Here is a 24650-nt window from a genome sequence, read left to right as displayed (position 1 = left end):
CTGAGCTTGCTGCAAGCCCCATTTGATGAACACCCTGGCCATGAACACTTTGCCGGTTTCCCGCCCGACTGGGCCGCTTCCATCGCGATCAGCTGCAGTTCCTAGCAGCGGTCCTGACACCATTTAAATCATTCCAATCATTCAACCCTTTCAAGAGAAACACCATGCCCGCCAAAGTCCAGAAAACCGATGCCGAATGGAAAGCACTGCTGGCTGAAAAAGGCGCCGAACCAGGCGCCTTTGAAATTACCCGCCACGCCGCCACCGAGCGTCCATTTACCGGCAAATACGACCGCAACACGGCAGAAGGCCGCTACCGCTGCATCTGCTGCGGCGCCGAGCTGTTTGACTCGTCCAGCAAGTTCGACGCAGGCTGCGGCTGGCCCAGTTTTTCCCGGGAAGTGGTGCCCGGCGCCATCGAAGAGCATGTGGATCGCGCGCACGGCATGACGCGCACCGAAACCGTGTGCGCCAGCTGCGGCGCCCACCTGGGCCATGTGTTTCCGGATGGCCCCACGGACACCGGCCTGCGTTACTGCATGAACTCCGCATCACTGGAGTTCAAGAAGGTGTGAGCCCCCACGCTCCCCACTGCGTGTGGTTCGCTGCCCCCCGAGGGGGCCGCTGCGCCTGCGGCCCGGCGAAGCCGGTTCCGCGGCCCCTGTTGAAACAGGACGCCATCGCCCAGCCCACATGCTTGTCGCTTCACGTTCGGCGCTGCCACCGATGCTGGCCAGGCCTCATTTTTTTGACCAAAACCGCTCCGCCATAATCACGCCATGAAAATTTTGTTCGATTTCCTGCCGATTGCCCTGTTCTTCGGCATGTTCAAGTACGCTGAAGGCAACAAGGACTGGGCCGCCAACACCGCCACGGAGTGGCTAGGCTTCATGGTGTCGGGCGGCGTGGTGGGGCCTGCAGAAGCACCGGTGCTGCTGGCCACGGTGGTGGTGATCGTTGCCACACTGCTGCAGATCCTGTGGCTCAAGGCGCGCGGACGCAAGGTCGACACCATGCTCTGGGTCAGCCTCGGGCTGGTCACCGCGCTGGGTGGCGCCACCATTTACTTTCACAGCGAAAACTTCATCAAGTGGAAGCCCACCGTGCTGTACTGGGTCATGGGCGGCGCCTTGTTGTTCGGTCAGCTGGTGCTCAGGAAAAATGGCATCAAGTCGCTGATGGGCGCGCAAATGGCGCTGCCCGATGCGGTCTGGCGCACCGTCAATTTCAGCTGGATTGCGTTTTTCACGCTGATGGGCTTTCTCAACCTCTGGGTGGCCTTTAACTTTTCCACCAGCACCTGGGTCAACTTCAAGCTGTTTGGCGGTTTGGGCCTGATGCTGGTTTTTGTGCTCGTGCAGGCCGCGTTCCTGAACAAGCACATCAAAACGGACACCACATCATGAGCGCGGCACCCCTGCCCGTTCGGGTGCATGAGATCGAGCAGCAGCTCACGGCCACGCTGCATCCGACGCACCTGCAAGTGCTGGACGAAAGTGCGGCCCACGCCGGCCACTCGGGCGCCAATGCCGAGGGCTTTGGCTCGCACTTTCGCGTGCGCATTGCCAGCCCGGCGTTTGCCGGCAAGAGCCGCGTGGCCTGTCACCGGCTTGTGTATGATGCAATGCAAAAATTCATTGACCAGGGCCTGCACGCACTGGCCATTGAGATCGTTTAACCCACCCCTCGCTTGAAAGTCCTTGGGCATTGATTTGCCTCAAACGCGTTCGCCCCGTAGCGGAAAAGATCACTCAGTTCAACAAAAAATTACAAGGAAATCATGAAAAAACAATTTTTAGTCGCCACGGCCGTGGCCGCCTTGATGGCCGTGAGCGCGCAAGGCGTCTTCGCCCAGAACATCGCCATCGTCAACGGCAAGGCCGTGCCCAAGACCCGCGTGGATGCGTTGGCGCAGCAGGTCGCAAAATCCGGCCGTCCGGTCACACCCGACATGGAAGGCCAGTTGCGCGAGGAAGTCATTGCCCGCGAAGTGTTCATGCAGGAAGCTGAAAAACGCGGCCTGTCTGCCAGCGACGACTTCAAAACTCAGATGGAACTGGCACGCCAGACGATCTTGATCCGCGAATTGTTTGCCGACTACCAGAAGAAAAATCCGGTCACTGATGCCGAACTCAAGGCCGAATACGACAAGTTCGCCGCGGCCAACGGTGGCAAGGAATACAAGGCACGCCACATCCTGGTGGAAAAGGAAGCCGAGGCCGTGGCCATTATTGCCAGCCTGAAAAAAGGTGGCAAGTTTGAAGACATCGCCAAGAAGCAGTCCAAAGACCCGGGATCAGGCGCCAAGGGCGGCGACCTCGATTGGGCCAACCCGTCCAGCTATGTACCCGAGTTCACTGAAGCGCTGCTCAAGCTGAACAAAGGCCAGTTGAGCGACAAGCCAGTCAAGTCGCAGTTTGGCTACCACGTCATTCGCGTGGACGATGTTCGCATGGCAGAGTTGCCCGCATTTGAGCAGGTCAAGCCTCAAATTGCGCAGCAAATGCAGCAGCAAAAACTCGCAACCTTCCAGGAAGAGTTGCGTAGCAAGGCCAAGATCGAATAAGCGCCTGGCGCTTGCGACGGGCAGCGTTCACCGGGCGCCGCCTTTCAAATCAAAAGCGCGGCCTGTCCGCGCTTTTTTATGGGGCATGTCCATAACCGCTATGCCAGGGTGCCCACAGCCATCAGCAGCCCGATCAGCACCGGCTGGTGCAGCATGTAGTAGCTCAAACTCCAGCGCCCCAACCAGGCCAGGCCACGAATTGCCGGCCCCCTGTCGCCGCCCGGCGCAGGCTTGAACCACTGGGGACGCTGGCGCAGCGCCCAAGTCCCTGACGCCATGCCCCACCACATCACCCCCAGCCAGGGAATCAGCGGAACGTAGTCCTCGGTGATCGGCTTGCGGCTGATCAGGCCCAGCCAGTTAAAGCTCTTCTCATTAAGAAATCCGCCTCCAGCCCATATTGAATGGCCATAAAATGCTATGAATTGCATAGCAATTGCCGCGCCACCCAGAACCCAAAGCCAGCCACCCCACCCGGCCGTCAGCCGCACGATGAGCAGCATCACGGCCATGCCGTGCAATACCCCGAAGTAGATAAAACTTTGGGGATACATCCAGTAGGAGCCTGCGGTGACCAGCACCGCACACGCCGCTACCTGACCCCAGCGCCGCCAAAACCGCTGCCAGCTCTGGCCCTGGTGAACAGCGATGGCCTGACCCAGCCCTGCGGTGAACAGGAACAGGCTCACAATCGCCGTGCGCTGCCAGGTCCAGAACGGATCGAGATAAAAATTCTGCTTCAGATACCCGAAGTGGTTCAGGTCAAAGCAGAAGTGATAGATGCTCATCCAGACGACGGCCACGCCGCGCAGGGCGTCAATCGCGTCAAAGCGGGCGGCGGCAGGGGTGTCGGGTTTGAAGTTCACAGCGTGAACGATAACGCATCGGCAACGGCACAAAGGCCCTATGCACCAAGGTCGCGCTTGCGTTCCTCAAACTCGGCCTTGTCGATCTCGCCCCGTGCGAAGCGCTCACGCAAAATTGCCAGCGCCCTGTCTTCTTCAAGGCCACGAAAACCGCGCGCCCCCCGGCCAAAACTCAAGCGAACCAGCGCCACGATCGCCAGGACAATGAGCGCCAGCCAGAGAAGGTGCATGAACCCAAACCAGCCCCCATCCCGGCCCCAGCCGTACCCCCACGTCATCATGTGATCCCACATTTCCGGCCCCTGCGGTGCTTACCGGCCGACCGGGCGGCTGCGAAGCAGTTCTCGCTGCTGCGGGCTCAGCACGCCATCGATACGCTTGCGCGCCTCCAGCGCATTCTCGAACATCTGCTGGCGCAGGGCCGTTATGGCGTCGTGGGACTGGCGCGCGGCCTGCTCGTCGAACGGGCCATCGCGGTAGACGCCACCCGGGCGCCCGCGCAAGGCCTGCATCTGGGCCCTCAGCGCTTCTTGCTTGCGGCCGAACTCCGTCCGGATTTCAGCAATTTTCGCGCGCTGCTCGCTGGTCAGGTCAAGGCCGGCCATGCCATAGCCCCCCATCATTCCCGGGCCCATGCCGTGACGCACTTGCCGGGGGCCCTCGGCACAACCCTCACGATCACCATGGCGATCACCGGCCATCATTCCCGGCCCCATGCCGTAGCCGCAAGCACCAGCGTCATCGCCCCGCATGCCCATGCCGTAAGGCTGGGAACAACCAGACACTGCAAGCAGGCAACCCGATGCGGCCGCCATCCATACGCTTTTCATAGCCATCTCCCTTGTGTAGATCAGGTTCTTGAAAAATACGCCTGGCATCAACGCCGTCCTTGCCCTGGATCAAGCAAGTCGCTGTCAAGACGACCGGTAGCCCGCAATGAAACGTGATTTACGTGCTGTTTCAGCGCTGACACCGGCGTGCGGATCAAACGCCATGCGGTGCGGTGCCCGCGTTTGATCCAGCGCAACGCCGCAGGGCTCAGCCCTTTCTAAAGTCAAGTCTGCGGAATTTTGAAAGCCGCCATGTCGGAGGCTTTCAATGCGTCAAGTGATGCGTGCCGCCACATTTCCACGAAAGGGAGACTCATGAAAACAGATGCTCAACTCCAGAAAGACGTCCTTGCCGAGTTGGCGTGGGACCCGGCCGTTAACGCCACCGACGTCGGCGTGATCGTCAAGGATGGCGTGGTGACACTGACTGGCCACCTCACGAACTTTGCGGAGAAGTATGCCGCCGAGCGGGCCGTGCGCCGGGTCAGTGGCGTGAAGGCGCTGGCGGTCGAAATCGAGGTGCGGCTCGCCCCGTCGTTCAAACGGAGCGACTCCGACATTGCGGCGGCGGTGCAGCGCGCGCTCGACTGGAACGTCGTGGTGCCGGACAACTGCATACAGCCAAAGGTGGAGAGCGGCTGGATCACCCTGAACGGGGAAGTGGAATGGGACTACCAGCGCAAGGCCGCCGAACGCGCGGTACGCGATCTCTACGGGGTCGTGGGCGTCACCAATCTGGTCAAGGTCAAACCCAAGATCGAGCCTGCCGATATTGAAAGAAACATCACCGATGCGCTGGTGCGACAAGCAGAACGGGAAGCCAAAAAGCTGGAAATCAAGGTCGACGGCTCCCGCGTCTCATTGCATGGCAAGGTGCATTCGTGGGCAGAATACAGGGCCATCCAGGGTGCGGCCTGGGCAGCGCCTGGCGTTGCGAGCGTGGAAAACAAAATGACTGTTGAACTTTGAGCACGGCGCTCCTGCCAGCCGGATAACCGGCGGCGGGAGCGGCCAGGTCAGGGCCGCGACGACTCGAACAGCGTCTGGCACGCAATACAGCGCGCCGCCGACGGCGTGGCGGACAGGCGCTGGAAATCGATGGACTGGCCGCAATCAATGCAGGTGCCGAAAGTTCCATTGCTCCACCGGGCCAGCGCGGCACGGACATCGGAAAGTTCCGCGCGGTCACGCCGCACCTCGGCATCTTGCAGCGTCGTGCGCTCGCGCTTGCTCGCCTGGTCTTCCAGATCGTTGACGTCCGTGGCCGCAACGCCGGAAGCAGTTGCCGCTTCGATGTCGGCTTCCCGCGCCGCGCCGATTTCGGCCACCAGTTCGGCCTCGCGCGCGAGCAACCAGACGCGCAAGGGCGTGAAGGAGTTTTCAGTAGAGGTGTTCATGCCTGCAAGGATGTTCTTTTCGCACGGGCAACAGCTTGATCTGCGTCAATACCTTGGCGTTAGCGGCTGCAGGCCAACGCGGGCAGGCCGGCGTCACACCTGCAAAAGCCAGCGCGCCCGCAGCGCGGCGATATCCACTGCGTCGTCGGTGACAAGGTCCAGCACCATGGCGCGCTCATCGTCATCCAGCGGCTCCTGGCCGGCCACCTGGTGATCGAGCACCTTCACATCTGCCTCGGAGGCATCGTTGCCACTCCGCTGACGGGCGGACAGGCGCTGTCGCAACTGCGCCTGGCTGGCGTGGCAATGCAACAGCGTAAAGGGCACGCCCAGCTCGGCGGCCAGCGCCTGAAATGCACGGCGCTCGGCACGTCTTAAAAAGGCGGCATCGACGATGACCGGATAGCCGGCCAGCAAGGCGGTGCGTGCGCAGGCCCTCAGACGATCAAAAGTGAGTCGATTCGCCTCTGGCGTGTAAATGTCCAGATCAAGCCCGGCCGAACGCTGCAGCGCATCGAGCCCAAACAGGCGCTTGCGCTCCACGTCCGAGCGCAAGCGGATGGCGCCTGCCACCGTCAGCAATCGCCCCGCTACCGTGGATTTGCCCGAGCCGGACAGGCCGTGGGTAATCAGCAGGCGCGCCGGGCCGCCTGCGGTCAGCGCCAGTTGCCGTGCGCAGGCCAGGTAGTCGGGACTGGCGGGTGGCGACACGATTCCCGTCACCTGGCCACGAACTTGTGCCACCAGCGCCCGCACCAGAGCCCGATACACCTCGTAAAACCGCAGCACCTGCACGCCCGCGTAGTCGCCGCTGCGCTGCAGATAAGCATCCAGGAAGCCATAGGCCAGATCGCTGCGGCCGTGTGCCTTCAGGTCCATGGTCAAAAAAGCGACGTCGCTCATCACGTCGATCCAGCGCAAGGCAGGATCGAATTCAAGGCAGTCAAAGGCGGTGACCTCGTCATTGATCAGAACGGCGTTGGCCAGGTGCAGATCTCCATGGCACTCGCGCACCGAATCCGACTGGCGCCGCGCTGACCAGGCCTTTTGCAGAACAGGCATTTGCGCATGGACCCAGGCGCTCACCTCCTTGAAGAAAGGGGAATCGCCGCCGGTTTGCAGTTGCGCCAGCACGTCAAGAACCGGCTGAACGGCCTGCTGCGCGGCGTCGTCCGGGGTCGCGGGCGGGGCCGCTGAAGCGTCCCGATGAAAGTCGGCCAGGCGCCGGGCCAGGCGTTCAAGGTGCACTGGCAGCAGCGTGCCTGCCGCCAGCTGTTCACTCAGCAGCGCGCCAGGCGCGAAGCGCTGCATGCAAACGGCGTAATCAATGGGCGTATCCGCGTCCCCGGGACCGCCAACTGCCCCTATGTACGGTGCCTGCACCGTGCCGCGCACAGTCACCACGCCCTGGTAAAGCGACGGGGCCAGGCGCCGGTTGAGGCGCACCTCCTCCTCGCAGAAATGCTTGCGCAGCGCCAGCGTGCTGAAGTCCACAAAAGGCAGCCGAAGCGGTTTTTTCAGCTTGTAGGCCAGGCGGTCGGTGAGCAACACCCAGGAAATATGCGTTTCCTGGAGTTCCACCGGCTGCCCGGTATCGGCCCGCAGGCGATCGCGCAACGCGTCAACCAAGGTGAACGTTTGCGGTTCCGGGGAAGCAATAGTGGGGTCCATGGCTGCAGTCTAAGCCCGCCTGGCCTCGCATTGGGGGCTTGCCTTGTCACCGTCATTGCCAATCAGCGCCCAACCGTGAGGCCACTTGATCCAGCGCAACAGGACGGGGATGGCAGCCCCTAAAGTGAATCGTTAAAACCCCAATGGAGGCAGAAAAATGAGCGAGGTTCTGGTGGTGACTTACTCCTATACAGGCAATTGCCGCCAGTTGGCGCAGTTGCTGTGCAGCCAGCAAGGCTGGCCCATGGCCGAAATCAGCGACAGCCGTCCGCGCAGCGGACTGCGCGGCATGGCGCGCTGCCTGCTCGACGCCTGGCTGCACCGACGCCCGCCCATCCGCTATGACGGCCCGCCCCCTGCGCAGTTCGATGCGGTGGTACTGGTGTCGCCCATCTGGGCCTATCGCCTGGCGGGCCCCATGCGCAGTTTTGTGGCCCAGATGCGCGACGAGCTGCCCGATGTCGCCGTGGTGTCGGTGATGGGCAACAGCGGTGCACCGAACGCCGTTGCGGAAATCGGGCAATTGCTGGGCCGCGCTCCGCTGCTGAGCACCGCGTTCACCTCGCGCGAAGTTCAGGACGGCAGCTGCGCCGGCTGGCTGCAGGCCTTTGGCAATGCCGTGCAAAAGGCCGAAGAATCGCCTGCCGTGGTACGCCCGGCCATCTGGTCGCCGCAAGCGGTTTAGCGCGCAGGCGCACCTCTCGACAAGGCCAGGCCGCTCATGCCCATCGTCAACGCGGACGTTGCCGCCGTCTTCAACGAAATCGCGGATCTGCTGGAGGTACAGGGCGCCAATGTCTTTCGCGTGCGAGCCTACCGCAACGCGGCACGCATGCTGAGTGAACTGGGCCGAAGCGTTAAAACACTGCTGGACCAGGGCGAGGACCTTGACAAGCTCCCGGGCATAGGCCCGGACCTGGCCGGAAAAATCAGGGAAGTCGTCACCACCGGCACCTGTGCGCAGCTGGAACGCCTGCGCAAGGAACTGCCGCCGGCCATCACGGAACTGCTCAGGATTCCAGGCCTTGGCCCCCAGCGGGTGCGTGCGCTACATGAGGAACTGGGCATCCAGACGATGGAGCAGCTGCACCACGCTGCCGTGCAGGGCCAGGTGCGCGCAGTGCATGGATTCGGACCCAAGACCGAGCAGCGCATCTTGCAGGCCACAGCTGCGCGCCGTCAGGAAGGCCACCGCTTCAAGCTGATCATGGCGGCCCAGGTGGCCCAGGCACTGCTGGCGGAACTGGCGGCGGTGCCGGGTGTGCAGCAGGCGGTGGCCGCTGGCAGCCTGCGGCGCCAGCGCGAAACCGTGGGCGACCTGGACTTGCTGGTGACGACGCGGCGCGGCAGCCCCGTGATGGAGCGCTTCACAAGCAGCCCCGACGTGGGCCAGGTGCTCTCCAGGGGCGTCACCCGGGCCAGCGTGGTGCTCAAAAACGGGTTGCAGGTTGACCTGCGCGCCGTGGCGCCGGCCAGCTTCGGATCTGCGTGGCTTTACTTCACTGGCTCGAAAGCCCACAACATCGCATTGCGAAAACTGGCCCAGGACGCCGGCTTGAAGCTGAACGAGTACGGCGTCTACCGGGGCGACGAGCGCATTGCGGGCGACACGGAAGCATCGGTTTACCAGGCCCTGGGCCTTCCGTTCATCGCGCCCGAGTTACGCGAGGAGCGCGGCGAAATCGATGCCGCGCGGGCGCACCGCCTGCCCGCGCTGGTGCAATTACCCGACCTGCGCGGCGACCTGCATGCGCATACCCGGGACAGCGACGGCCGGGGCAGCCTGGAGGCAATGGCCGAGGCCGCCCGGGCACACGGCCTGCAGTACCTGGCCATCACCGACCACTCGCAGCGTCTGGCTGTGGTTCACGGCCTGGACGCCGATCGGCTCGCACGCCAGATCGACCGCATTGACGCGCTCAACGCCAGTCTCAGCGGCATGGTGCTGCTCAAAGGCGTGGAAGTCGAAATTATGGAGGACGGCTCGCTGGCGCTACCCCATGCCCTGCTGCAGCGGCTGGACCTGGTCGTCGGTGCCGTACACCAACGTCTGGACCTGCCCCGCGACCGGCAGACAGAGCGGCTCCTGCGCGCCATGGACCACCCCTGTTTCACCATCCTGGCCCACCCCACGGGGAGGCTGATTGACGAACGCCCCGCCTGCGACATCGACCTGCCGCGCGTGATTCGCAAAGCCCGCGAGCGTGGCTGCTTCCTGGAGCTCAACGCCCACCCGGCCCGGCTTGACCTGACTGATCTGGCCTGCCGCATGGCCAGGGACGAAGGGGTGCTGGTCAGCATTGCCTCCGATGCGCACAGCACGCTGGAACTCGACAACCTCAGCTTTGGCGTCGGCCAGGCAAGGCGCGGCTGGCTGGAGGCGCGCGACGTGCTCAACACCCGCACGCTGAAGGCGCTAAGGCCGCTGCTGGACCGCACCATGAGCCGCGGGGCGCCCATGTCCGGGCACGCGGCGGGCGCTCAACAAGCGCTCGGAACCCCGGGAATTCAGTGAAACAACCAACCCAAGGAGAAGCATATGAACATCGGATCCCTCTGCAAGCGTGAGGCCGTCACCATTGACCAGGACATGAGCCTGCATCAGGCCGCCCAGCGCATGCGCGATGAGCATGTAGGCGCACTCGTGGTGACCGGCGCCGGCCCCGAAGGCCTCGCCGCGCTGGGCGTCGTGACGGATCGGGACCTTGCGATTGAGGTGCTGGCGCGCGGCCGCGACGGCGCCAGCGTGAGCGTGGGCACGCTGATCAGCGGCCGGCTGGTGGCCGTCGCCTACGACGCCACGCTGTCGGACGCCATCGCCGCCATGGAAGGCGAAGGCGTACGCCGCCTGCTGGTGACCGGGCCAGCGCAGGAGCTGCTCGGCATTGTGTCCATTGACGATCTGATTGATGTCTGGGCCGGTGACATGGCGCGCCTGGCGCAGTCGCTGCGCAAGGCGCGCGAGCGTGAAATGCGGGGCTGGCTGCCAGCCATCGACATTGAAGGAGTGCCGCTCATTCCCGGCGATATCAGGCAAGCGTTGTAATCGCAGCGGGGCGAATAAAACGTTGCGGTTTGGTGCCGGGCAGGCCAGGCCAGACCAGACGACACATCATGTGGCGGCGCTGTCCGCCTGCGCACTCACGCGAACGGCCAGGCCGCCCAGTTCCGCTGAAGGCATCACCTGCACATCCATCTGGTGCACCGCTGCAATGCGCCGCACGATGGACCAGCCCAGGCCGCTGCCGCTTTCAAGGCTGCCCATCGCCCTGAAAAAACGCTCGCCAAGCCGCTGGCGCTCGGCCTCGGCCAGGCCCGGCCCGCTGTCTTGCACGGTCAATGCCACCTGCCCTTGTTGCTGTTCAACGGCCACCTTGATGCGCGCCAAAGGCGGGCTGTAGCGCACCGCGTTGTCCACCAGATTGCGCACCAGCACGCCCAGCAGTGTTTCGTTGCCGGGAATGCGGCAGGGCTCGGTGGCCTCGAACTCCAGGGTTTGTTTTTTTCCGACCGCCTTCGGTGCCAGGTCGGCCACGACCTGCCGGGCCAATGCACTGAGGTCTACCGCAGCCATCGCGGGCAACGCGGAGGCCTCCAGCCGGGACAGCGTCAGCAACTGCTCCACCAGCCGCGTGGCGCGGTCGCAACCATCCAGTGTGGCCAGCAGCGCATGTTGTCGCCGGGCATCGTCGGCCTCGCCCAGCGCCACCTGCGCCTGCATGCGTATGGCGGCAATGGGCGTGCGCAATTCATGCGCGGCATCGGCCGTGAAGCGGCGCTCAGACGCCATCAGCGTGCCGATACGCTGGAACAGACCGTTCAGCGCATCCACCATGGGGACCATTTCCAAGGGCGCATCGTCCAGCCTGAGCGGGTTCAGCGACAAGGCCTGGCGCGCAGCAAGTTCATGCCCCAACTGGCGAATCGGCGCCACGCCGTGGTACACGGCCCACCACAGCGCCACCGCCAGAAGGGGCAGCGCCATGGCCATCGGCCACAGGGTGCTGCGCAGCACGGCCCACAAAATGGATTTCCGGGAACGCGTTTGCTCGCCCACATACACCTGCACGTCGCGCTCTGCGCCGTAGGCGGCAAAAACGCGCCATGCCTCGCGCTTGATCTGCACCGTCCTGAAACCGCTCGTGAAGCGCTGGTCCGCCTCGCTCATCGGTTCAATCGGCGCATTGGCCGAGCGCAGCGCCAGCCGGCCTTCGTGAAAAACCTGGAACGCCACCTTGGGCGCATAACGGTGCAGGTTGGGCGCATCGATGACGTCGCCATCGTCCGCTTCAATTTCCTGCGCCTGTTGGACCACCAGCAGCGCGGCCGCTTGCGCGAGGTGGCCGTCCAGCAGTTCATCCAGTTCATGGCTCACGTCAAACCAGGTCATCACCGCCGTGGCCAGCCAGACGCTCACCACCACGCCGAGCACCATCACCAGCAGCCGCCCTTGCAGCGAACGGGACCTGATCATGGTTTAGGCGTGTCACGCACCAGCATGTAGCCAACGCCGCGCACCGTGTGGATCAATGCCGTGCCCAGCTTGCGGCGCAAATTGTGGATGTGCACCTCTATGGCGTTACTGTCCACCTCCTGGCCCCAGCTGTAGAGTTGCTGCTCAAGCTGCTCGCGCGACAGCACGCGGTTGGCGTTGAGCATGAAGGCCTGCAGCAGATCAAACTCCCGGGTAGACAGCGTGACAGTCTCACCGCCCTGGCGCACCGAGCGGGCCGCCGGGTCCAGCACCACGTCCTGCGCACTCAGGCATTCTTGCGGCTGGCCGTGCGCGCGGCGAACCAGCGCCCGCAAGCGTGCCGCCAGTTCATGCAGGTCTACCGGCTTGAGCACATAGTCGTCGGCACCCGCATCCAGCCCGCGTATGCGGTCGGGTATGGCGTCACGCGCGGTCAGGACCAGCACCGGCGTTGCAATACCCGCGCGGCGAATGGCCGCCAGCACCTCAAGCCCGTCCTTGCGGGGCAAGCCGAGGTCAAGCACGGCCGCTTCGTAGGGCTGCGCCCGTAATTCACGCTCTGCCGCCTCGCCGTCGCGCACCCAATCGACCAGAAACCCGAGCTGCCGAAGCCCGGCGCGCAGGCCGTCCCCCAAAAGGGCGTCGTCTTCGGCAAGCAGGATGCGCATGGGTAAAGGTTTTCTCAGTGGCCGTCGATGTTGCGGTCATTATCGGCCGCGACCGCGTCAGAGGCCGCCGCGCCTTGCGGTGCTTCGCGCCACTGCCAGGTCCAGAACGCCAGCACACAGGCCAGCACCAGCACCGCAAGAATGCCGTGGTTGCGCTTGGCCAGGTCGGGACCGTTGCCCGCGACGCGGCCGGTCAGCATCGGCAGGGCCTGGTTTTTGCGGCGCAGCAGGCTCAAAAAGACAATCAGCCCGATATGCGCCAGCACCAGGGCGAGCATCGTGTTGCCAAAAAATTCATGCACCTCTTCAAGCCATTCACCGCCCCACTCGTCCCATACCGCGTAGCCGCTGAGCGTCAGCGGAATGACCAGCCCAAAAATCAGCGCCACCGCCAGGGCCATCAGCAGGTTCTGGCCCTGGCGCCAGGCAGGCTGCAGCGTGGTCAGCGACTTGATGTTCGGCAGCGACTTCAGCCAGGCCGGCAAACCCTGCAATTTACGCTGCAGCACCGACAGCCGCGCATGGCGCGGCCCGAACAAACCCCACAACACCCGGGCTACCAGCAGCCCGGCCAGGGTATAGCCCAGCGTGACGTGCACCACCCGCCAGCGTTCGCCGTCGGCGGTGAAATAAGCGCCGGTAAAGCTCAGCGCCATCAGCCAGTGCAGCATGCGCGTGGTGGCGTCCACAATGCGCCGGCTCGCGGGCCGCAGCGCCTGGATTTGCGCGCCAGTTGGCCCGGCCGATGTTTCAGGGGACGGAAAAGTAGGGGTCGTCATGGCTTTCTCACTTGGGTATGCGAACGTTGTCTTCGTTGAAGTCGCCTTTGTCGGCACGGGTGTGGCAGGCCGCGCAGTTGGCGGCGCTCTTGACCGCAGGCAGCTTCCAGGTCGCGGCGCTGACTTCGTCATGCTTGCGAATAAACCACGCCGAGCGGGTGATACGGTCTTGCTGCGGCTCTTCGCGCACGCGCTTGTAGGTGCCGGCGTTGGCATTCAGCCAGTTTCCCAGTTCCTTGACCGCTGCCGGGTCCAGCGACGCGTCGGTGCCGAAGTGTTGCGGCAGGTTGGCCATCAGCCGCTTCCAGGAGCCGCCTGGCAGCATGCCCGGTGGGTAGGCCACATGGCAGGCGGCGCATTCCTGCTGGTATTTGGGCAGCAAGGGCACCATGCGCTTGTCACCATCGGCTTGGGCCGTGTGGCTGATGCCCAAGGCGGCCAGCAAGCCGAACAAGACCTGAGGCACACTGAAATGACGTTGAAATGACATGTCTGACTCCTCTGATGACGTGAATGAATTTCGGATGCTCACGGCTTGAGCGTCATCAGCCAGCTCAGCACATCGGCCTTCTCGGCCGCCGAGCATTCGCGCTTCATCACGTCCTTGCAATTGCGGCGAAACCACTTTTCGGTCTTGGCCACGTCGGTAAAGCGCTCGGGGCCAAAGCCCGGTGCCAAAGGGGCAATTGACTTGCCGGTGGATGCGTGCTTTTCGGCGCGGGTAGGCACCGCGCCATGACATGATGCGCAGCTCCATTCACCGCCATGGCGGGTGGTAAACAGTTGCTGCCCGCGCGCTGGTACGGCGGGTGCGCCAGCCTGGGCGGTGTAGCCCGCGAGCATTTCCGCGGGCGTTGCCGCGTGGGCGGCAGGCAATAGCAAGGCGCCAGCCAGCACTGCAGCAGCGAGCAGGGTTTGGCGGGTAAGCGAGAGTTTCATGATGTGGCCCGTTTGTGTTGTTATGTTGTTGCCTTGATGATGCGGCCGGGTCCTTAGCAATTTCTTAAGCCAGATGGCCCGAACGCAGATGGCCTTGGCCCGCTACAGCCAGGATGCAGCCAAGGTGCGCCCGTCCATCAGCGACAGACCGATAATTCAGGCTGGCGCTCAGGCGCACGCATCACCCCGTCCAATTTCCAGAACCACCCATGAATTTCAATGCCCTCGCCGATGACCCCGAAGACACCCAACACAGCCTGGCGGAACGCGCGGCGGCCGCATCCCGCAGCACCTGGGTCAGCGTGGTCGTCAACATCGTCCTGACCATTGCCCAGATCAGCGCCGGCATCCTGTCCAAATCGCAAGGCCTGATTGCCGACGGCATCCATTCGCTGTCCGACCTGGTGGCTGACTTTGTGGTGCTGTTTGCCAGCCACCACAGCAAAAAAGATGCGGATGAAGGCCACCCCTATGGCCACCAGCGCTTTGAAAATGCCGCCTCGCTGGTGCTGGGCGTGCTGCTGCTGGTGGTTGGCGTCGGCATGCTGTGGTCGGCCGTTTTAAAGCTGCAATCGCCCGACAGCGTCGAGAAAGTCCATATCGCTGCGCTTTGGGTGGTGGGCGTGGCCCTGGTCGCCAAGGAATTGCTGTTTCGCTACATGCTGACGGTGGCCAAACGCGTGAAGTCGAGCATGCTGGTGGCCAATGCCTGGCATGCCCGATCGGACGCGGCGTCCTCGCTGGTGGTGGGCCTGGGCATCATCGGCAACCTGGCGGGCTACCCGATCCTGGACCCGATCGCGGCGCTCATCGTGGGCTTCATGGTGGCAAAAATGGGCTGGGAATTTGGCTGGGACGCGCTGCACGACCTGATGGACCGCTCGGCCAACGACGAAGAAGTCGAGGCGATTCGACGCACGCTGATGGACACGCCGGGCGTCAGCGACGTGCACGACGTGCGCACGCGCAAGATGGGCGACATGATTGTGGTGGATGCGCACCTTGAGGTGGACGCCAACATCACGGTGGAGGCCGGCCATGACATCGCCGTGGAGGCCCGTCAACGCGTGCTGCAGCGGCACCGCGTGCTCAACCTCATGACCCATGTGGACCCCTGGCACAGGCCCGATCTGGACCATGCCGCGCCGGTCGCGCCACCCCCGGCCTGAGCCCGGCAGACGCCAACCAGGCGCCCCCGTTTTACCGCAAGATCAGTACCGGCACCTCGCTAAGCCGCAGCAGCGTGGTCGTCGTGCTGCCGACTATCAGCTGGCGGATGCGCGAGTGGCCATAAGCGCCCATCACCAGCAGCGAAGCGCCCTGCGCCTTGACGAACGCCGGCAGCACGTCTTCCGGCTCGCCGGGCAGAAGTTCCACTGAAGCCTCGAAACCGGCCGCCGCCAGCGCCAGCCGCGCCTCTTCCAGCTGCTGACGCGCCTGCGCGCTTTCCTCGCCGGCCATGGCCACCACCGCCGGCAGGCCCTTGAGCATCGAACTGCGCGCTACCGTGTCGATGGTTTTGCGTCCGGTCGGGCTGCCGTCAAAGGCGATGACGAACCGCGTGGGCACCTCGAACGGCGCACCGGTCGAAACCAGCACCGGACGCTTCACCGCACGTATCACGCGCTCGACATGGTGGTCCAGGTGAATCTTCGAAGCACCGCTGGCATGGTAGTGCTCGCCCAGCACGAACAGGCGCGCGTCTGGCTCCATCTCCAGCACGCTGTCGAGCAAGTCACCATGGCGCAGCCGCACATCGAGCTGCTGCACCCCGGCTGCCGCGGCGCGTAGCCGGGCCTCGGCCATCAGCTGCCGGCCCGCCTCCTGCGCCAGCTTGCCGCGCTGGGCATCGCGTTCGCTCAATTCAACAAGCAGCGCTTCCTGCGCGCCCAACCCGATGGCGCCGCTGTAGTCGGTGATGAGTGGAGGGGCCGCGCTGCGCTCCAGCACATGCAGCAGTTCCAGCGGCGCATCCAGGCGCAGCGCGGACCAGGCGGCCCAGTCGATCACGCAGGCCGTGTTGGCCAACCCGTCAATGCAGGCATAAACCTTGTTCATGATGCTTCCTTTGGTTTTCAATGCAGGACTTGTTCGACAGCGCCGGGCTTGTCATGGACGCCAAAACGGTCCACCAGCGTGGTGCTGGCTTCGTTGAGTCCGACCACCTCGACCTCGGTGCCATCGCGCTTGAGTTTGAGCACCACCGTGTCGAGCGCGCTGATGGCGGTGATGTCCCAGAAATGTGCGCGGCTCACGTCGATGCGCACCTGCTGCACGGCTTCCCTGAAATCAAACGCAGCGATAAACGCTTCTGAAGAGGCAAAGAACACCTGGCCAACCACGTTGTAAACGCGCACCCGGCCATCGTCCTCGCTGCTGCGGTCAATGCGCAAAAAGCGCCCCACCTTATGGGCAAAAAAGATGCCCGACAGCAACACGCCGACAAAGACGCCCTTGGCCAGGTCATGCGTGGACACGGTGACGATGACGGTCGCGATCATCACGATGGACGAGGTGGGCGGATGCGCGCGCAGGTTTCGAATCGAGCTCCAGCTGAAGGTGCCAATGCTGACCATGATCATCACCGCCACCAGCGCGGCCATGGGAATGCGGGCCACCCAATCGCCCGCAAACACCACCATCAGGAGCAGAAAAACACCTACGACCAGCGTCGAAAGCCGGCCACGGCCGCCCGACTTGACGTTGATCACCGACTGGCCAATCATGGCGCAACCGGCCATGCCGCCGATAAAGCCGGTAGCGATGTTGGCCACGCCCTGCCCCACGCATTCGCGGTTCTTGTTGCTCGGCGTGTCGGTCAGCTCATCGACGATGGAGGCCGTCATCATCGACTCCAGCAGACCCACCACGGCCAGCGTGGCCGAGTACGGCAGGATGATCTTGAGCGTTTCCAGGTTCAGCGGCAGGTCGGGCAGCAGGAAAATCGGCAGGCTGTCAGGCAACGCGCCCATGTCGCCCACGGTGCGGATGTCCAGCTTGAGTGCGATCGCTACGCCGGTCAGCACGACGATGGTGATGAGCGGCGAAGGCACCGCCCTGGTGATATACGGAAAGCCGTAAATGATGACCAGGCCGGCGGCCGTCATCGCATAGACCACCCAGCCCACATTCGTCAGCTCCGGCAGTTGCGCCATGAAGATCAGGATGGCCAGCGCATTGACAAAGCCGGTAATAACCGAGCGTGAGACAAAGCGCATCAACACGCCGAGCTTGAGAAAGCCTGCAGCGATTTGCAGCAGGCCAGTCAGCACGGTGGCGGCCAGCAGGTATTGCAGGCCGTGGTCCTTGACCAGGGTGACCATGACCAGCGCCATGGCACCAGTGGCCGCCGAAATCATGCCGGGCCGCCCGCCGGTAAAGGCGATGATCACGGCAATGCTGAAGGATGCGTACAAGCCAACCTTGGGGTCAACACCGGCAATGATGGAAAAGGCAATCGCCTCGGGAATCAGGGCGAGCGCCACAACGAGGCCAGCGAGCAAGTCGCCCCGGACGTTGGAGAACCAGTCCTGGCGGATGGATGAATAAATTGTTTTCAAGGGATAAGGACGGCGCCAGGCACGAGCGGGCAACCGTGATTCGATGGGGAAACGGGATGAGCGCTACAGCCAAAAAAAAAAGGCTGGTCGGCTCGGTGAAAGTCGGGGCGCGTGGCGCCCGAAACGGCACGCTATGGCGGCGTGACGGAGAAAAAGTAGCCGCGCGCCAACCCGCTTCCCGGGTAACTGACCGGGTTGAGGGACTGCGGGCGGCAGGGCTGGTGCATGACCGGATTGTAGTCAGCAAGCTCCGGCGCCCTGTTGGATGGGCGGCAGCGCTAAGCCAACGCTTGCGCCTTGATGCTTCAAAAGCCGGACAGAGAACTATCCAGTGAATTCTTCAGGCCAGATGCGAGCGGGTCCAGCGCAGGATATCCGCAGCGCCCATGGCGCCGGGCTGGCGCGCCACTTCGCGGCCATTGACAAACAAGGCCAGCGTCGGGATGCTGCGAATGTTGAACCGCGCGCCCAAGGCCTGGGCTTCTTCGGTATTGACCTTGACCACGCGAACGCCAGGCTCCAGCTGCGCCGCGGCCTGCGCATAGGCGGGCGCCATCTGCTTGCACGGGCCGCACCACGGCGCCCAGAAGTCAACCAGCACCGGGATCTGGTTGCGGCCGATATGGCGGTCAAACGCGGCTTCGTTCAGTTCAGCCGGGTGCCCGGTGAACAGCGCCTGGTGGCAACTGCCGCAATCAGGGGCATTGGCCAGGTCCGCACGCTTGACGCGGTTGGTAGTGTGGCAGTGCGGACATACGATGTGCAGGGCGTCAGTTGTGGGCATTATTTATCCTTGCAGGGGCTGGCGCATCGCGCGGGCGATGGCTTGGCGGGCTTGCTGCTCAGCCGCAAGCCCAGGGTCCAGCGGCGAGCGGCACAGGCCCGCGTACTGGTAGTTGACGTTTTCGTAGACCTCGGCGGCGGCCGGGTGCGTGTCAAGCAGGGCATGCAACGCGGTAGTGGACTCCACCTCATGGAGTTCATTGACCAAATGCAGCACCACCGAGCGGTATTGCTCGGCCCCGACCGGCTGGGCACTGTGCTCCAGCCGTTCAAGCAACTCGGCCAGCACGTGGGTCACGGTCAGGCTTGCGGTGTTGGGGAAAGCTTTGGCGTTGTTCATGCTTTGAAACTGGGGGGCATCCACCCAAATACAAGACAAATACAAGCGCTTAAAATGGCGGCTTAGGACTGCAACGCACAGGCGGCGCTCTTTCCGCGCACGCGATTGACCCCGCCGCCCCATGCCGGCAACAACAGCCGCCAGCCGCCCTCCACTTTTCCTTGAAGCCCTCGCTCATGCCATTTTCATCACTGGGCTTTTCGTCCGCCCTGCTGCCCGCACTGTTGCAAGCCCTTGCCGAAAAAGGCTACAGCGCTCCGACAGCGATCCAGGCCCAAGCCATTCCGGCGATCTTGCAGGGGCGCGATGTGCTCGCCTCGGCCCAGACCGGCTCGGGTAAAACGGCTGCATTTGCGCTGCCCATGCTGCAGCAACTGGCCCAAACACCGTCCGCATCGGGGCGGCGCGTGCGCGGGCTGGTGCTGGTGCCAACGCGCGAACTGGCGGTGCAGGTGGGCGAGTCCCTGGTCAGCCTGGCCAAGTACCTGCCGCAGCGCATCAAGGTGGCAGTGGTGTTTGGCGGCGTGTCCATCAACCCGCAAATGATGAACCTGCGCGGCGGCGCCGACATTATGGTGGCCACGCCAGGACGGCTGCTGGACCTGATCGCGCACAACGCATTGAGCCTTGAATCGGTAACCACGCTGGTGCTCGACGAGGCCGACCGCCTGCTCGACCTGGGTTTTGGGGAGGAACTGGGCCGCATTTTGGCCTTGCTGCCGGCGCAGCGGCAAAACCTGTTCTTTTCAGCCACTTTTCCGCCCGCCATTGAGGCGCTGGCCAAAAGCATGCTGCACAACCCGCTGCGCGTTGAAGTGCAGGCGGCCGCGCAAACCGAACCCGACATTACCCAGCGGGCCATTGAAGTGGACGCCCCCCGGCGCACCCAATTGCTGCGCCACCTGGTGCAAACCGAAGGCTGGAACCGCGTGCTGGTGTTTGTCGCGACCAAGCACGCCGCTGAAATCGTGGCGGACAAGCTGCGCAAGGCCGACATTGAGGCCGAGCCTTTTCATGGCGAACTGAGCCAGGGCAAACGCCAGCAGGTGTTGCAGGATTTCAAACTGAAGATTTTGCAGGTGGTGGTGGCCACCGACGTGGCCGCACGAGGACTGGACATTGCCCAGCTGCCGGTCGTGGTGAACTACGACCTGCCGCGCTCAGCGGTGGACTACACGCACCGCATTGGCCGCACTGGCCGTGCCGGCGAAAGCGGCGTGGCCATCACTTTTGTCACCGCAGACACCGATGCGCACTTCCGGTTGATTGAAAAACGCCAGCGCCTGAGCGTGCCGCGCGAGCAGGTGGCGGGTTTTGAACCGGTTGAAACCGGCGGCCCCAGCGCACATGATCCGTCGTCGACGGGCGGCATCAAGGGCAAACGCCCGAGCAAAAAGGACAAGCTGCGCGAAGCAGCGGCGCGCAGCCAGCCGCCGCACGAAGAGCAAAGGTAACGAACAGGGCCTATTCGCTGTCGAGGTCGTTCTCGACCGCTGCGTTTTCATTTTCATCACGTGGCCGGAAGGTCCGGTGGCCATGCTTGGTCACCACCTCGACATAAAACTGCTCGCCGCCGTCCTTGGCCACCACGTCGATCAGGTCGGTGATCGTGGCAAAGTGAACGACCGCAGCGTCGGCTTCGCTGTTGCCGAACTTGCAGTCAAAATCCCAGAAATCAACGCCTTCCGGCAAGGCCCGGGCGCGTTCGCGCTTGACGTACTTGCGGATGTCGTGTTTGGCGGCTTCCAGCAAGCGGTCGCGGTTTTTGCCTTCAATGTTCAACTGGTACGTTTTTCTCATGGGATGTCCTTGGGTGATGTGGGGCGGCCAGTGGGCAGGCACACGGTGGTGGTGCGAGATCACAGCCAGCGGCGGTGATTTGCAAGCGCTCGATTATCGGGCCTGCCGATCGCGACTCGCCCAATAAGAATGGCCCGGACGAGTGCCGGGCCATCAAGGATTTTCATTGCGCACTTGCGGCCAACCAGGCCGGGAGCGGGAGCAGATCAGGTGGCGGCGTTGGCCAGCGCCTCATCCAGCGCCTTGCAAGACGGTGCGCACACGGCCTGCGACTTGCCCAGCACTTTTCGCGTGCCCATCATGGAGCGGGCGCGGTGCTTGCCGCACATGAAGCACGACATGGTGGCAGCGCCGAAAGAGGTGGTGGCGGCGAACGGGGAACCCGACACTTTGGACTTGTAACGCAGGCCGTCAGCGAGGACGGCGGTTTTTGCATCAGCTCTTGCCATAATTTGGATATTCCTTAAATGAGGGTTGTTGAATGCTCGGGGGCCTGCCCGCTGCAGGGGCGAACGGGACATCCAGCGGTAAATTGAAAAAGTCCGCGCACCAGCGCTCTGCGTTTTGGTTCAAGCCGGCCAGCGCCTGTGCGGACGTCAAACTGGTGTGATGCGCTGGTGAACTGCTATCGTTTATCGGAATAATTTGGCGCCTGTTTCCCCAAATACAAGCTCCGTATAGATCGCAAATCAAGATGAAAACCGCCTGCCAAAATAGGCCAAGCCCGCTATAGCGTTGCTTGGGGTACGTTAGTCGCTATATTTATAATAGCTAAAGGCGCTTGATTGACGTGGGTTAAAGACGGATTTTAACGCAAAAAACTCAGGGAAAAAATTTCCCTGGATTTTAAAAGGAATTTTGCGAGCGCCCGGCGCTTATCTTTGTTGAAGCAAGCCGCTGACCTGGCGCGGCAGACCCGCCAGCAGAGGTCAAAAGCCGGCTTACTTATGCGTGTAAATCTGGTCAAACGACGCGCCATCGGCAAAATGGTCCTTGTCGGCCTTGGACCAGCCGCCAAAACCCTGGTCAATCGTGAAGAGCAGCAGCCTGGGGAACTGGCTGGCGTATTTGGCCTTGGCCTTTTCGCCGGTCGGGCGGTAGTAGTTGCGCCCGGCAATGTCCTGGCCTTCATCGGAATACAGGTACTCCAGGTAGGCGGTCGCCACGGCACGGGTGCCCTTTTTGTCGATGTTCTTGTCCACCACGGTCACGCTCGGCTCGGCCAGGATGCTGATGGACGGCACGACCACCTCGAACTTCTCGGCGCCAAACTCTTTCAGCGCCAAAAATGCTTCGTTTTCCCAGGCCAGCAGCACGTCGCCCACGTTGCGCTGCACGAACGTGATGGTCGAGCCGCGCGCGCCGGTGTCCAGCACCGGCACGTTCTTGTACAGGCTCGCGACAAACTCCTTGGCTTTGGCCTCGCTGCCGAACTTGCGTTTAGCGAATTCCCAAGCGGCCAGGTAGTTCCAGCGTGCCCCGCCAGAGGTTTTGGGGTTGGGCGTGATGACGCCGACGCCGGGCTTGATGAGGTCGTCCCAGTCCTTGATGCCCTTGGGGTTACCCTTGCGCACCAGGAACACGATGGTCGAGGTGTAGGGGGCCGAGTTGTGCGCCAGGCGTTTTTGCCAGTCCCTGGGAATCAGGCCGCCGTTCTTGACCAGCGCATCCACATCGCCGGCCAGCGCCAGGGTGACCACATCGGCGTCGATGCCGTCAATCACCGAGCGCGCCTGCTTGCCCGAGCCGCCGTGCGACTGCTTGATGGTCACGTCCTGGCCGGCCCTGGCTTTCCAGTATTTGGCAAAGGCGGCGTTGTAGTCCACATAGAGTTCACGGGTCGGGTCATAGGACACATTGAGCAAGGTGACGGGTGGCTTTTGGGCCAAGGCAAGCCCGGCCGACCCTGCCAATGCAACGGCTAATGCCAGGCGGGTGGAAACGTTCATAAAATAGCGTCGTGCGGTCATAAGTCTTATTTCCAGATTCAGTTGCATTTGCATGCGATTTAAAGAAGAAGCTGGATTCTGGAAGCAACGCTTCAAAACAGGAACGAATAAAAATTCAGTTCTTTATACCAAAATCATCTATATCTACAATCCCCCTATTTCTCACGAAAGAATCTCTCATGGCACGTCTCGTCAAATGCATCAAGCTCGGCAAGGAAGCGGAAGGCCTGGACTTCCCCCCGTATCCAGGGCCCCTGGGCAAGCGCATCTGGGAAGAAGTCAGCAAGGAAGCCTGGGCCGACTGGATGAAGCAGCAAACCATGCTGGTCAATGAAAACCGCCTGAACCTGGCCGACGCCCGGTCACGCCAGTACCTGGCGCGCCAGATGGAAAAACATTTCTTTGGCGACGGCGCCGACGCGGTGCAAGGCTACGTTCCCCCCAGCGCGTAAGCCCCCACCCCAAAACGCCGCCGGATGCCCGAGCAGATTGAATGGCTGGAAGACGGCACCCCGGGCGGCAGTCCTTACAGCCCGCGCTTTGGCGACCGCTACCGCAGTGAGTTGGGCGGGCTGAGCCAGGCGCGCGAGGTTTTTCTGAAAGGCTGCGGCCTGCCCAATGCGTGGGCGCGCCAGCCGCAGTGGTGCGTACTGGAAACCGGCTTTGGCCTGGGACTGAACTTTCTGGTGACCTGGGCCGCGTGGAAAAGCGACCCGCTGCGCCCCCGCCTGCTGCACTTTGTCTCCACCGAGGCCTTTCCAGCCAGCGCCGGGGACGTACTGCGCAGTGCGCAGACGCACCCGGAGCTGCTGCCGTTGGCACAGGAACTGCAGCGCCAGCTTTGGGGCCTGCTGCCCGGCATCCACCGCCTCGTCTTTGAAGGCGGGCAGGTGCTGCTGACGCTGTGCATTGGCGACGCCAAAGCGATCCTGCGCGAGCAAACGTTTGAAGCTGACTCGGTCTACCTCGACGGCTTCAGCCCGGAGCGCAACCCGGACATCTGGGATGTTCATACCTTCAAGGCAGTGGCGCGCTGCTGCCGCCGCGGCGCGCGCGTGGCCACCTGGACCGTGGCGCGCAGCGTGCGCGATGCGCTGGCGCAATGCGGCTTTATGGTGCAAAAAACGCCGGGCACGCCGCCCAAACGCGACAACCTGCAGGGCTGTTTCGACCCCGCCTGGACGCCCAGAAAAATCCAGCCTGCCGTTGCACGACTGCCCGCCTCCAGCTGCGTCGTGATTGGCGCCGGAATCGCCGGTGCAGCCGTCGCCGCCAGTCTGGCGCGCCGTGGCTGGCTGGTGCGGGTGCTGGATGCGGGCGTAGCGCCAGCGGCCGGCGCGTCGGGCTTGCCGGCCGGCGTGCTGGCGCCCCATGTGTCACCGGACGACAGCCTGCTCTCACGCCTGTCGCGCAGCGGCGTGCGGGCCACGCTGCAGCAGGCACACAACCTGTTGCAAACCGGCCGCGACTGGTCGCCCACCGGCGTGCTGGAGCACTGCGTGGCGCACCCCCGCAAGCTGCCCGCCGCATGGCAAAACACCTTGGCACACGCCGCGCAGGACTGGACACGCCCGGCCAGCCCCGAACAACTGGCGCAGGCCGGCTTGCCACCCGATGCGCCAGCGCTGTGGCATGCGCCGGCCGGCTGGATCAAACCGGCGGCGCTGGTCCAGGCCTGGCTGGCCACCCCGGGCGTGACGTGGCACGGCCAAGCCACAGCGCACCAACTGGTGCGTCAAGGCGATGGCTGGCAGGTGCTTGACGCAGCAGGGCAAGAACTGGCCCGCGCGGACCTCGTGGTGCTGGCAGCGGGCTATGGCAGCCGGGCATTATCAGCATCAGCGGGCGGCGAAGATTCGCCCCAGTTGGCCCTGCAGGCGATTCGTGGTCAGGCGTCGTGGGGCCAGCACACGCCAGGCACCCTGGAGGCCATGCCGCCTTTCCCCGTCAATGGCCATGGCAGCCTGGTGCCGGCCTTGCCGCTGGACAACGCAGACGGCTTGGCCTGGGTCACGGGCTCCACGTTCG

General features: G+C 63.4%; 29 protein-coding genes. 12 read left to right on the top strand and 17 right to left on the bottom strand.

Annotated features, from left to right (window positions below; all coding sequences use genetic code 11):
- The first annotated feature begins 164 nt into the window (after positions 1-164).
- From msrB to IV091_RS05460, 4 genes are all read left to right on the top strand, one after another.
- Positions 165-575 carry a peptide-methionine (R)-S-oxide reductase MsrB gene (gene msrB / locus IV091_RS05475; protein ID WP_293466167.1) on the top strand — a complete coding sequence of 137 codons (411 nt, stop codon included), beginning with the start codon at positions 165-167 and terminating at the stop codon, positions 573-575.
- Between the two features lie 204 nt (positions 576-779).
- Complete coding sequence (locus tag IV091_RS05470) at positions 780-1406, top strand: septation protein A (RefSeq protein WP_293466164.1); 627 nt, start codon at positions 780-782, stop codon at positions 1404-1406.
- A complete protein-coding gene (locus IV091_RS05465) occupies positions 1403-1678 on the top strand; it encodes a BolA family protein (RefSeq protein ID WP_293466162.1) in 276 nt (91 codons plus the stop codon). The genes IV091_RS05470 and IV091_RS05465 overlap by 4 nt, the downstream gene beginning before the upstream one ends.
- Before the next feature lie 102 nt (positions 1679-1780).
- Positions 1781-2566 carry a peptidylprolyl isomerase gene (locus IV091_RS05460; protein ID WP_293466160.1) on the top strand — a complete coding sequence of 262 codons (786 nt, stop codon included), beginning with the start codon at positions 1781-1783 and terminating at the stop codon, positions 2564-2566.
- 98 nt (positions 2567-2664) lie between these two features.
- Here the strand turns inward: IV091_RS05460 and IV091_RS05455 are convergent, their stop codons facing one another.
- The 3 genes from IV091_RS05455 to IV091_RS05445 form a co-directional block, all read right to left on the bottom strand.
- Positions 2665-3432, bottom strand: a complete 768-nt coding sequence (locus tag IV091_RS05455; RefSeq protein ID WP_293466157.1) for a heparan-alpha-glucosaminide N-acetyltransferase — start codon at positions 3430-3432, stop codon at positions 2665-2667.
- 38 nt (positions 3433-3470) lie between these two features.
- Positions 3471-3662, bottom strand: coding sequence for an SHOCT domain-containing protein (locus IV091_RS05450; RefSeq protein WP_293466154.1), 192 nt, complete (start codon positions 3660-3662; stop codon positions 3471-3473).
- Between the two features lie 81 nt (positions 3663-3743).
- Positions 3744-4262: a Spy/CpxP family protein refolding chaperone gene (locus tag IV091_RS05445; protein ID WP_293466151.1), complete on the bottom strand. Its 519-nt coding sequence runs from the start codon at positions 4260-4262 to the stop codon at positions 3744-3746.
- 315 nt (positions 4263-4577) lie between these two features.
- Here IV091_RS05445 and IV091_RS05440 point away from each other — a divergent pair, with 315 nt between their 5' ends.
- Entirely contained in the window at positions 4578-5231 is a 654-nt protein-coding gene (locus IV091_RS05440; protein WP_293466148.1) for a BON domain-containing protein, read from the top strand.
- 47 nt (positions 5232-5278) lie between these two features.
- On the opposite strand, the gene IV091_RS05435 is transcribed toward IV091_RS05440, so the two are convergent.
- The gene (locus tag IV091_RS05435) at positions 5279-5659 is read right to left on the bottom strand and encodes a TraR/DksA family transcriptional regulator (RefSeq protein ID WP_293466145.1); all 381 of its coding nucleotides are present in this window, start codon (positions 5657-5659) and stop codon (positions 5279-5281) included.
- Positions 5660-5752: 93 nt separating this feature from the next.
- Entirely contained in the window at positions 5753-7330 is a 1578-nt protein-coding gene (locus tag IV091_RS05430; RefSeq protein ID WP_293466142.1) for a bifunctional aminoglycoside phosphotransferase/ATP-binding protein, read from the bottom strand.
- A 157-nt stretch (positions 7331-7487) separates the two neighbouring features.
- Here IV091_RS05430 and IV091_RS05425 point away from each other — a divergent pair, with 157 nt between their 5' ends.
- The 3 genes from IV091_RS05425 to IV091_RS05415 are packed head-to-tail and all read left to right on the top strand — an operon-like array spanning position 7488 to position 10376.
- Positions 7488-8015: a flavodoxin gene (locus IV091_RS05425; protein ID WP_293466139.1), complete on the top strand. Its 528-nt coding sequence runs from the start codon at positions 7488-7490 to the stop codon at positions 8013-8015.
- 36 nt (positions 8016-8051) lie between these two features.
- Positions 8052-9845: a DNA polymerase/3'-5' exonuclease PolX gene (gene polX / locus IV091_RS05420; protein WP_293466136.1), complete on the top strand. Its 1794-nt coding sequence runs from the start codon at positions 8052-8054 to the stop codon at positions 9843-9845.
- A 24-nt stretch (positions 9846-9869) separates the two neighbouring features.
- On the top strand, positions 9870-10376 hold the full coding sequence (locus IV091_RS05415; RefSeq protein WP_293466133.1) for a CBS domain-containing protein: 507 nt from the start codon (positions 9870-9872) through the stop codon (positions 10374-10376).
- Between the two features lie 66 nt (positions 10377-10442).
- Here IV091_RS05415 and IV091_RS05410 read toward each other — a convergent pair whose 3' ends face one another.
- The 5 genes from IV091_RS05410 to IV091_RS05390 are packed head-to-tail and all read right to left on the bottom strand — an operon-like array spanning position 10443 to position 14190.
- The gene (locus IV091_RS05410) at positions 10443-11804 is read right to left on the bottom strand and encodes an ATP-binding protein (RefSeq protein ID WP_293466130.1); all 1362 of its coding nucleotides are present in this window, start codon (positions 11802-11804) and stop codon (positions 10443-10445) included.
- Positions 11801-12472 carry a response regulator transcription factor gene (locus IV091_RS05405; protein WP_293466127.1) on the bottom strand — a complete coding sequence of 224 codons (672 nt, stop codon included), beginning with the start codon at positions 12470-12472 and terminating at the stop codon, positions 11801-11803. Before IV091_RS05405 ends, IV091_RS05410 begins: the two co-directional genes overlap by 4 nt.
- Positions 12473-12486: 14 nt before the next feature.
- Positions 12487-13251: a cytochrome b/b6 domain-containing protein gene (locus tag IV091_RS05400; protein ID WP_293466125.1), complete on the bottom strand. Its 765-nt coding sequence runs from the start codon at positions 13249-13251 to the stop codon at positions 12487-12489.
- Between the two features lie 7 nt (positions 13252-13258).
- Positions 13259-13741, bottom strand: a complete 483-nt coding sequence (locus IV091_RS05395) for a diheme cytochrome c (RefSeq protein WP_293466123.1) — start codon at positions 13739-13741, stop codon at positions 13259-13261.
- 38 nt (positions 13742-13779) lie between these two features.
- On the bottom strand, positions 13780-14190 hold the full coding sequence (locus IV091_RS05390) for a DUF1924 domain-containing protein (protein ID WP_293466120.1): 411 nt from the start codon (positions 14188-14190) through the stop codon (positions 13780-13782).
- A gap of 209 nt (positions 14191-14399) precedes the next feature.
- Here IV091_RS05390 and IV091_RS05385 point away from each other — a divergent pair, with 209 nt between their 5' ends.
- Positions 14400-15359, top strand: coding sequence for a cation diffusion facilitator family transporter (locus tag IV091_RS05385; protein WP_293466117.1), 960 nt, complete (start codon positions 14400-14402; stop codon positions 15357-15359).
- A 31-nt stretch (positions 15360-15390) separates the two neighbouring features.
- Here IV091_RS05385 and IV091_RS05380 read toward each other — a convergent pair whose 3' ends face one another.
- The 4 genes from IV091_RS05380 to IV091_RS05365 form a co-directional block, all read right to left on the bottom strand.
- Entirely contained in the window at positions 15391-16248 is an 858-nt protein-coding gene (locus IV091_RS05380) for a universal stress protein (RefSeq protein WP_293466114.1), read from the bottom strand.
- 17 nt (positions 16249-16265) lie between these two features.
- Positions 16266-17741: a SulP family inorganic anion transporter gene (locus IV091_RS05375; protein ID WP_293466170.1), complete on the bottom strand. Its 1476-nt coding sequence runs from the start codon at positions 17739-17741 to the stop codon at positions 16266-16268.
- 349 nt (positions 17742-18090) lie between these two features.
- On the bottom strand, positions 18091-18534 hold the full coding sequence (gene trxC, locus IV091_RS05370; RefSeq protein WP_293466111.1) for a thioredoxin TrxC: 444 nt from the start codon (positions 18532-18534) through the stop codon (positions 18091-18093).
- A gap of 3 nt (positions 18535-18537) precedes the next feature.
- Entirely contained in the window at positions 18538-18873 is a 336-nt protein-coding gene (locus tag IV091_RS05365) for a hypothetical protein (protein WP_293466108.1), read from the bottom strand.
- Positions 18874-19049: 176 nt separating this feature from the next.
- On the opposite strand from IV091_RS05365, the gene IV091_RS05360 reads away from it, so the two are divergent.
- A complete protein-coding gene (locus tag IV091_RS05360) occupies positions 19050-20327 on the top strand; it encodes a DEAD/DEAH box helicase (protein ID WP_293466105.1) in 1278 nt (425 codons plus the stop codon).
- A 10-nt stretch (positions 20328-20337) separates the two neighbouring features.
- On the opposite strand, the gene IV091_RS05355 is transcribed toward IV091_RS05360, so the two are convergent.
- The 3 genes from IV091_RS05355 to IV091_RS05345 form a co-directional block, all read right to left on the bottom strand.
- Complete coding sequence (locus tag IV091_RS05355; RefSeq protein ID WP_293466102.1) at positions 20338-20673, bottom strand: DUF6172 family protein; 336 nt, start codon at positions 20671-20673, stop codon at positions 20338-20340.
- Between the two features lie 206 nt (positions 20674-20879).
- The gene (locus IV091_RS05350; protein ID WP_293466100.1) at positions 20880-21122 is read right to left on the bottom strand and encodes a hypothetical protein; all 243 of its coding nucleotides are present in this window, start codon (positions 21120-21122) and stop codon (positions 20880-20882) included.
- Between the two features lie 492 nt (positions 21123-21614).
- Positions 21615-22643 (bottom strand): sulfate ABC transporter substrate-binding protein, encoded by a 1029-nt coding sequence (locus tag IV091_RS05345; RefSeq protein WP_293466098.1) that lies wholly within the window; start codon positions 22641-22643, stop codon positions 21615-21617.
- Between the two features lie 158 nt (positions 22644-22801).
- Here IV091_RS05345 and IV091_RS05340 point away from each other — a divergent pair, with 158 nt between their 5' ends.
- Both IV091_RS05340 and mnmD read left to right on the top strand, forming a co-directional pair.
- On the top strand, positions 22802-23074 hold the full coding sequence (locus tag IV091_RS05340) for an oxidative damage protection protein (protein WP_293466096.1): 273 nt from the start codon (positions 22802-22804) through the stop codon (positions 23072-23074).
- Between the two features lie 24 nt (positions 23075-23098).
- Positions 23099-24650, top strand: a 1552-nt coding sequence (gene mnmD, locus IV091_RS05335; RefSeq protein WP_293466094.1) for a tRNA (5-methylaminomethyl-2-thiouridine)(34)-methyltransferase MnmD, incomplete at its 3' end; no start/stop codon positions are given.

It is taken from the genome of Polaromonas sp., assembly GCF_018780625.1.
In the GTDB taxonomy this organism is placed as follows: Bacteria; Pseudomonadota; Gammaproteobacteria; order Burkholderiales; family Burkholderiaceae_C; genus Polaromonas.
This window is presented reverse-complemented; position numbering and strand designations above follow the sequence as displayed.